We start from the raw sequence: 5,911 nt of genomic DNA, 5'->3' as shown, positions 1-5,911 counted from the left end.
TGTTTTACTCTTTGTTGAATGAATTTTGCTTAGATGATTAGGCATCAATCCATTCGCCTCGATTAAATCGGTTTTAACTCGAACAAAATTCAACCAGAAAAGTTCAACAGACCCTAGCTAAAGCGCTATGTAAACCTCACCCAATAAACATTATGCAAAACAGCATCTTTAGTTACTAAAGATGCTGTTTTTTGCATTTAACGCATTAAAGTCATCGAAAGTTAACTTTTTTCTTATACAATAAGATTTTATCCCCCTCATTCAAGGCGCTTTATGGAACCCGCTATCCTGATTATCACCCTACTTTGCGGAATGCTTGTCAGCCGAGTGGGTTTACCGCCACTGATTGGTTATCTTGCAGCTGGTTTTGTATTGTTCACCTTAGGCATTGAAGACACTAGCTTACCTATTTTGCAGCAACTTGCTGACCTAGGTGTCACCTTACTGCTATTTTCCATTGGCCTTAAACTTGATCTTAAGAGCCTGTTTAAAGCCGAAGTTTGGGCCGGTTCAAGCTTACATTTAATTGGTTCGATTCTATTTTTTGTGCCAGTGCTGAAGTTGTTGGGCTTTTTAGGCATTGAGCAGCTCGACGGGTTCAGTTTCAATCAACTAATGCTAATTTCCTTTGCATTAAGTTTTTCCAGTACCGTATTTGCGGTAAAGGTGCTTGAAGACAGCGGTGACATGCAGTCACTTTATGGCCGAGTAGCGATTGGTATCTTGATTATGCAAGACATCTTCGCTGTGATCTTTTTAACCATTTCTAAAGGTAACATCCCGTCAGTTTGGGCGTTTGCATTGTTATTACTGCCGCTTGCAAGACCGCTTATTTATAAAGTGTTCGATCGCGTCGGCCACGGTGAAATGCTGGTATTGTTTGGCCTTGTGATGGCATTAGTGGTGGGCGCATGGTTATTTGAAGCCGTCGGTTTAAAACCCGATTTAGGCGCATTGATAGTGGGTATTTTATTAGCTGGGCATGCTAAATCATCCGAATTAGCCAAGTCGATTTACTTCTTTAAAGAGTTATTCTTAGTCGCCTTCTTCTTAACCATTGGGTTAAACGGATTACCCACATTGGCCGATATTGGTTTAGCGGCGATTTTAGTTGCGCTAATTCCAGTGAAAATTTTGATGTTTGTTTATCTGCTAACCCGCTTTATATTGCGCTCACGCACATCGTTATTAGCCTCGTTTAACTTAGGTAACTACAGTGAGTTTGGTTTAATCGTAGCGGCAGTAGCGGCACACAAGGGTTGGTTACCACCAGAATGGCTGATCATTATTGCGGTAGCGTTAAGCATAAGTTTCTTATTTGCAGCACCGTTTAATAATAACGTCAGTAATATTTATCAGCGTTTTCAATCAAAATTAACCAAACTCGAACGCCACCCATTACACCCAGAAGACAGACAAATCCGTATTGGTAATCCACGCTTTTTGATCTTGGGGATGGGCCGTATTGGTTCTGGGGCATATGATGAATTACGCGCCAAATACACCGGCGAAATTTTAGGGATTGAACACAAACAAGAGCTGGTTGATTTTCATCGAAATGAAGGCCGTAATGTTGTACAAGGTGACGCTAGCGATACTGACTTTTGGGTCAAGCTTGAACGTGCGCCACACTTAGAGTTAGTGCTACTGGCAATGCCACATCACGCGGGTAATTTGTTTGCAGTGCAACAATTGCAAAAGCTTAATTACGAAGGGAAAATCAGCGCAATTGTGCAATACGCTGAAGATGCTGAGTCATTAAAAGAGTCTGGAGTTCATACTGTGTATAACTTGTATGAAGCTGCAGGCGCCGGTTTTGTTGACCATGTGATTAAAGAGCTACTCGATTCACCACCAGAACTGGTACCTGGTTCAGTTGTGGCTAGTAGTGATCAGCCAAACCAATCGGCAATAAACGATACGACATCTGAGTCGCCATCATAAAACTAATCACCAATTGCAAACGCCTAGATAACTCTCTAGGCGTTTTTGTTTACTACAGCGTATTTTCAATTTTGCTTCGGATAAAAAAATCTCAGTTACAGACACGGTAAAGACATGCTATAACTCAAGTAACCAGTCTTTCCATGTCACCCTTTGTCGGATTTTTTGAAGTATGTCAAACCCTGCTCAACGCGCCACTAAATTATTTGTTCGTACATTTGGCACTAAGCCAGATGATTTATACCAAGCGCCCGGGCGAGTTAACATTATGGGCGAACATACCGACTATAACGAAGGCCTCGCATTACCCGCTGCAATTAACTTTCATACTGTTATAGCCGTAAAGCATCGCGATGATAATTTATTTCGCGCGGTGACAACCGCTTTTCCTGGGGAAATTAAGCAATGGCACTTTGGTGAAGAAGGCCCAGTCGCTGCAGGCGATGACTGGAGCCATTATCTCAAAAGTGTAACCGCTGCTATGAACCAATCGGGTTTACGAGCTAAGGGCTTAGACTTAGCCATTGTGGGTGACGTACCACTGGGAGCCGGTTTATCATCGTCGGCAGCACTGGAAATCGCTTTTGGTACCGCCATCAGTTATGCCAGCCAATTAAACTTATCTCCTATCGCTATTGCCCAATTAGCTCAACGCGGCGAAAGTCAATTTATGCTGTTAGATTGCGGCATGATGGACCAAATCATTAGCGCGATGGCAGAGCCTGATCATGCCTTATTGATTGATTGTTTAGAATTAGAAAGCGAATCGGTGCTATTACCAGAAGAACTTAGCTTAATCGTAATCGACTTAAAGCAAGACCGTCATGGTTTTACCCAACAATTTGAACAACGTAAGCAAGAGTGTAATCAGATAACCAAGTTACTTGGCCTCGATTCTTTGCGTGATTTATCATTGAGCCTACTCACGGCAGATAAAGAATTACTCAGTGATGTTCAGTTTCGTCGAGCACGCCATGTCATTAGCGAAAACCAACGTACTAGTAATGCTGCCAGAGCTTTGCAACAAAACAATGTTGCCCGTTTTAGTCAGTTAATGGCACAGTCTCAAGCATCAATGCGCGATGACTTTGACATTATCACTGCCGACATTGACACCTTAGTGAGCATGATTGCGAATTTAATCGGTGAAAAGGGCGGCGTACGTATGAGCGATGGCTGCGTATTGGCATTGATCAATCATGACCTTACCGATGAGGTGATTAACCTAGTTGAAAACCAATATTTTAAGCAAACAGGTATCGAAGCAACAATATACTTATGTTCAGCGAGTGGCGGTGCAGGACGCATCGGCTAATAATTTACAGATTAGAGAGGCATAAATGGTACGTTTTAGTGTGCTGGAACCTTGGCAAGATCCCCGTGGTGGTGAGATTGAGCGGGTTAGAATTGATAATGGCATCATCGCACTTGAAGTATTAAGTTTAGGCGGCATCATTCGATCATTATGGACTCCAGATCGCAACGGTGAACGTAAAAATATCGTGTTAGGTTGCGACAGTGTCGAAGATTATCTGGCTCAACAAGCCCATTTAGGCGCGATAGCAGGACGTTACAGCAATCGTATTGCCAATGGTAAAACCCAATATAATGGCCATGAATACCAACTTAGCGTTAACCAAGCGAGCAATTGTTTACACGGTGGCGTTGAAGGCTTTAATCGGAAATTGTGGCAACTCGGTACCTTAAGTGATGGCGTCCGCTTAACCTTAACAAGCCCAGACGGCGACATGGGATTTCCGGGCAATTGTACTGTGCAACTCGATTACCGTTTAGTGGGTAATAACTTGTACATTGAAATGCTAGCCAGTACCGATAAAGCCTGTCCTATTAGTTTAACCCAGCACAGCTACTTTAATTTAGACGGTAATCGCAGCGACACTAATGAGCAACATACTCTGCAAGTGGATGCCACAAAGTACCTCACAATGAATGATGTTGGTGTGCCTACCTCAATACAACCTACCGCAGGTAGCGATGTAGACATGACAAAACCCACGCCAATGTCAGTACAAACCGAACGCCCAGCATTAGCCGCTACTAAGGGCTTTGACCATTGTTATGTGTTAGATAACCCTGGTGCGGATTTACAGCGCTTTGGTTGCTTAGCCAGCCCTAATAGTGGCCGCAATATGACGGTTTATACTAATCAGCCTGGGGTGCAGGTTTATGGTGCAAACTTTTTGCAAGGTACGGTTGGTAAAAAGCAGCGAGTATTAAGCGATCATCAAGCTGTGTGTATTGAACCACAAATGCTACCCGACTCGCCTAATCAGCCAGACTTACCCGGCGATGTATGGATAACACCTGGTAAGCTATATCACCACATAACTCGATATCAGTTTGATGCCGAATAATCAGCCTGTTAAACCCAATTTCAATGCCGAAGATATTGGTCAAATTGCCGTTGGGGCTTTTGCACTGTCGGTGCCGATTGCATTTTCTGAAGAAGCGTGGCGATTGTCGGCCAGTTTGCCAACATTAAATTTGGTATTGGTTGTGGTATTGTCGCTGGCATTTATTACCTTATTTGCTTATCAGAGTGTGTTTCAGGCAAATATTGTTAAGCGCAGACGAGCATTTTTTTTGCGGGTAATTGCGGCGTATATATTGACGTTATTGGTGGTGAGTATCGTACTGTTGGCGTTAAATAAATTGCCATTAATAACCGATCCAATCTTAGCGTTAAAGCGGATTATTTTAATCGCGATGCCCGCATCAATGGGTGCGATTATTGTCGACAGTTTCGACAAAGAATAAACCATATAAGGAATAATGAATTATTCCTTATATGGTCAGTAATCTTTAGCAGATATAAGCAGAATAATACGATGAACCAACAACACTCTGAGCCAGAGACTCAATGTTATCTGCAGGGTTAATCGTCTACACTATCACCCATATCATCAAAGCTATCATTGTCATCATCTGAATCATCAAATTCTGGAATGTCATCATCTGCGTTAATCGCTTCATCTGGCTCTGGAGCCGGTTTAGCCTTACGCGGTGGCGCTGTATCGGGTACTTTTGACAAATCAATTCGTAACTGATGCTTTGCCATAAACTCACTACGCGCCGCTTTCCATGCATCGCCAAACTCAGCCATAGCAGCTTTTGTTTGTTGCTCATCTAAGTCGTGTAAGTTTACTTTAACGATGTCTTCTACGTACTCCACAATCGTATTACGGATAGTGTTGTACATGAAAATGCGCCCTGGTGACGCTTCTGGCAATTGATTATCATGAACGACGATAGTGTTACCTTTCGATGTTCTTAATTCACCAAACCAAAGTTGTTTTTTTGCAGTGTTATACATATATGCTAACGCCCTTAATCAACACATATTCTAAAAATGGTGCAGGATTATTGAAGATAATATCTTCATACTGCGCCACGATTATCTGTTCTGTATTTGTGTGGGTATTTAAACAGAATATTTCTGAGAATCAATGCCTAAAACGATGAATTTTTCGCGTAATCGCATAAAAATGTCGGTTGTAGTCAATTTTTAACACTTTTCTGTCATTTTTCTCACAAAATAAACGCCTCACCAAGTGATTAGCCACCTTATGACCAATCACTTTGTGATCACGACTTTAGCTTAAAAACATCAAGCTTCAAGTTTTTTATCAAAATATACCGCTGATTAAAACCACATTATAAATAAGTGTATTGGTAAGGGATTAATACACTTAACGAGGATCGGCTTGCAGATCCAACACTATCTTGCCTTTGTGTGTACCCGACTCCATTAGTTCATGTGCCTGTACCACTTGCGAGAATGGGAACACACTATCGATTGGAATACTCATTTTGCCACTATTTAATAGCGGCCATACGAACTCAGCCAAACCTTGAGCAATCAGGGCTTTATTCGCCACGCTTTGTGGTCGTAACGTTGACCCAGTCCAAATGACTCGTTTAGCCATAATGCGGAAAATATCCACGT

6 protein-coding genes are annotated in these 5,911 nt (G+C 42.2%); 4 read left to right on the top strand and 2 right to left on the bottom strand.

Features of this window, described 5'->3' with window-relative positions:
• Positions 1–273: 273 nt before the first annotated feature.
• The 4 genes from CXF78_RS11640 (at position 274) to CXF78_RS11625 (ending at position 4,722) form a co-directional block, all read left to right on the top strand.
• Positions 274–1,944: a cation:proton antiporter family protein gene (locus CXF78_RS11640; protein ID WP_102036876.1), complete on the top strand. Its 1,671-nt coding sequence runs from the start codon at positions 274–276 to the stop codon at positions 1,942–1,944.
• 172 nt (positions 1,945–2,116) lie between these two features.
• On the top strand, positions 2,117–3,259 hold the full coding sequence (gene galK / locus CXF78_RS11635) for a galactokinase (protein WP_102036875.1): 1,143 nt from the start codon (positions 2,117–2,119) through the stop codon (positions 3,257–3,259).
• 25 nt (positions 3,260–3,284) lie between these two features.
• On the top strand, positions 3,285–4,319 hold the full coding sequence (locus CXF78_RS11630) for an aldose epimerase family protein (RefSeq protein WP_102036874.1): 1,035 nt from the start codon (positions 3,285–3,287) through the stop codon (positions 4,317–4,319).
• Complete coding sequence (locus CXF78_RS11625; RefSeq protein WP_011639085.1) at positions 4,309–4,722, top strand: DUF2391 family protein; 414 nt, start codon at positions 4,309–4,311, stop codon at positions 4,720–4,722. The genes CXF78_RS11630 and CXF78_RS11625 overlap by 11 nt, the downstream gene beginning before the upstream one ends.
• A gap of 118 nt (positions 4,723–4,840) precedes the next feature.
• Here CXF78_RS11625 and CXF78_RS11620 read toward each other — a convergent pair whose 3' ends face one another.
• The gene (locus tag CXF78_RS11620) at positions 4,841–5,278 is read right to left on the bottom strand and encodes a hypothetical protein (RefSeq protein WP_011639086.1); all 438 of its coding nucleotides are present in this window, start codon (positions 5,276–5,278) and stop codon (positions 4,841–4,843) included.
• 376 nt (positions 5,279–5,654) lie between these two features.
• Positions 5,655–5,911 (bottom strand): zinc-binding dehydrogenase (locus CXF78_RS11615; protein ID WP_145991426.1); only part of this gene is annotated, 257 nt, incomplete at its 5' end.

The organism is Shewanella sp. 11B5 (assembly GCF_002836795.1).
Taxonomy (GTDB): domain Bacteria; phylum Pseudomonadota; class Gammaproteobacteria; order Enterobacterales; family Shewanellaceae; genus Shewanella; species Shewanella frigidimarina.
The sequence above is the reverse complement of the archived record's forward strand: the minus strand, read 5'-3'. Positions and strand labels throughout refer to the sequence as shown.

Coding starts and splice junctions, on each gene's coding strand:
- CXF78_RS11640 (WP_102036876.1), top strand. CDS start 274: ATGGAACCCGCTATCCTGATTATCACCCTACTTTGCGGAATGCTTGTC.
- galK (WP_102036875.1), top strand. CDS start 2,117: ATGTCAAACCCTGCTCAACGCGCCACTAAATTATTTGTTCGTACATTT.
- CXF78_RS11630 (WP_102036874.1), top strand. CDS start 3,285: ATGGTACGTTTTAGTGTGCTGGAACCTTGGCAAGATCCCCGTGGTGGT.
- CXF78_RS11625 (WP_011639085.1), top strand. CDS start 4,309: ATGCCGAATAATCAGCCTGTTAAACCCAATTTCAATGCCGAAGATATT.
- CXF78_RS11620 (WP_011639086.1), bottom strand. CDS start 5,278: ATGTATAACACTGCAAAAAAACAACTTTGGTTTGGTGAATTAAGAACA.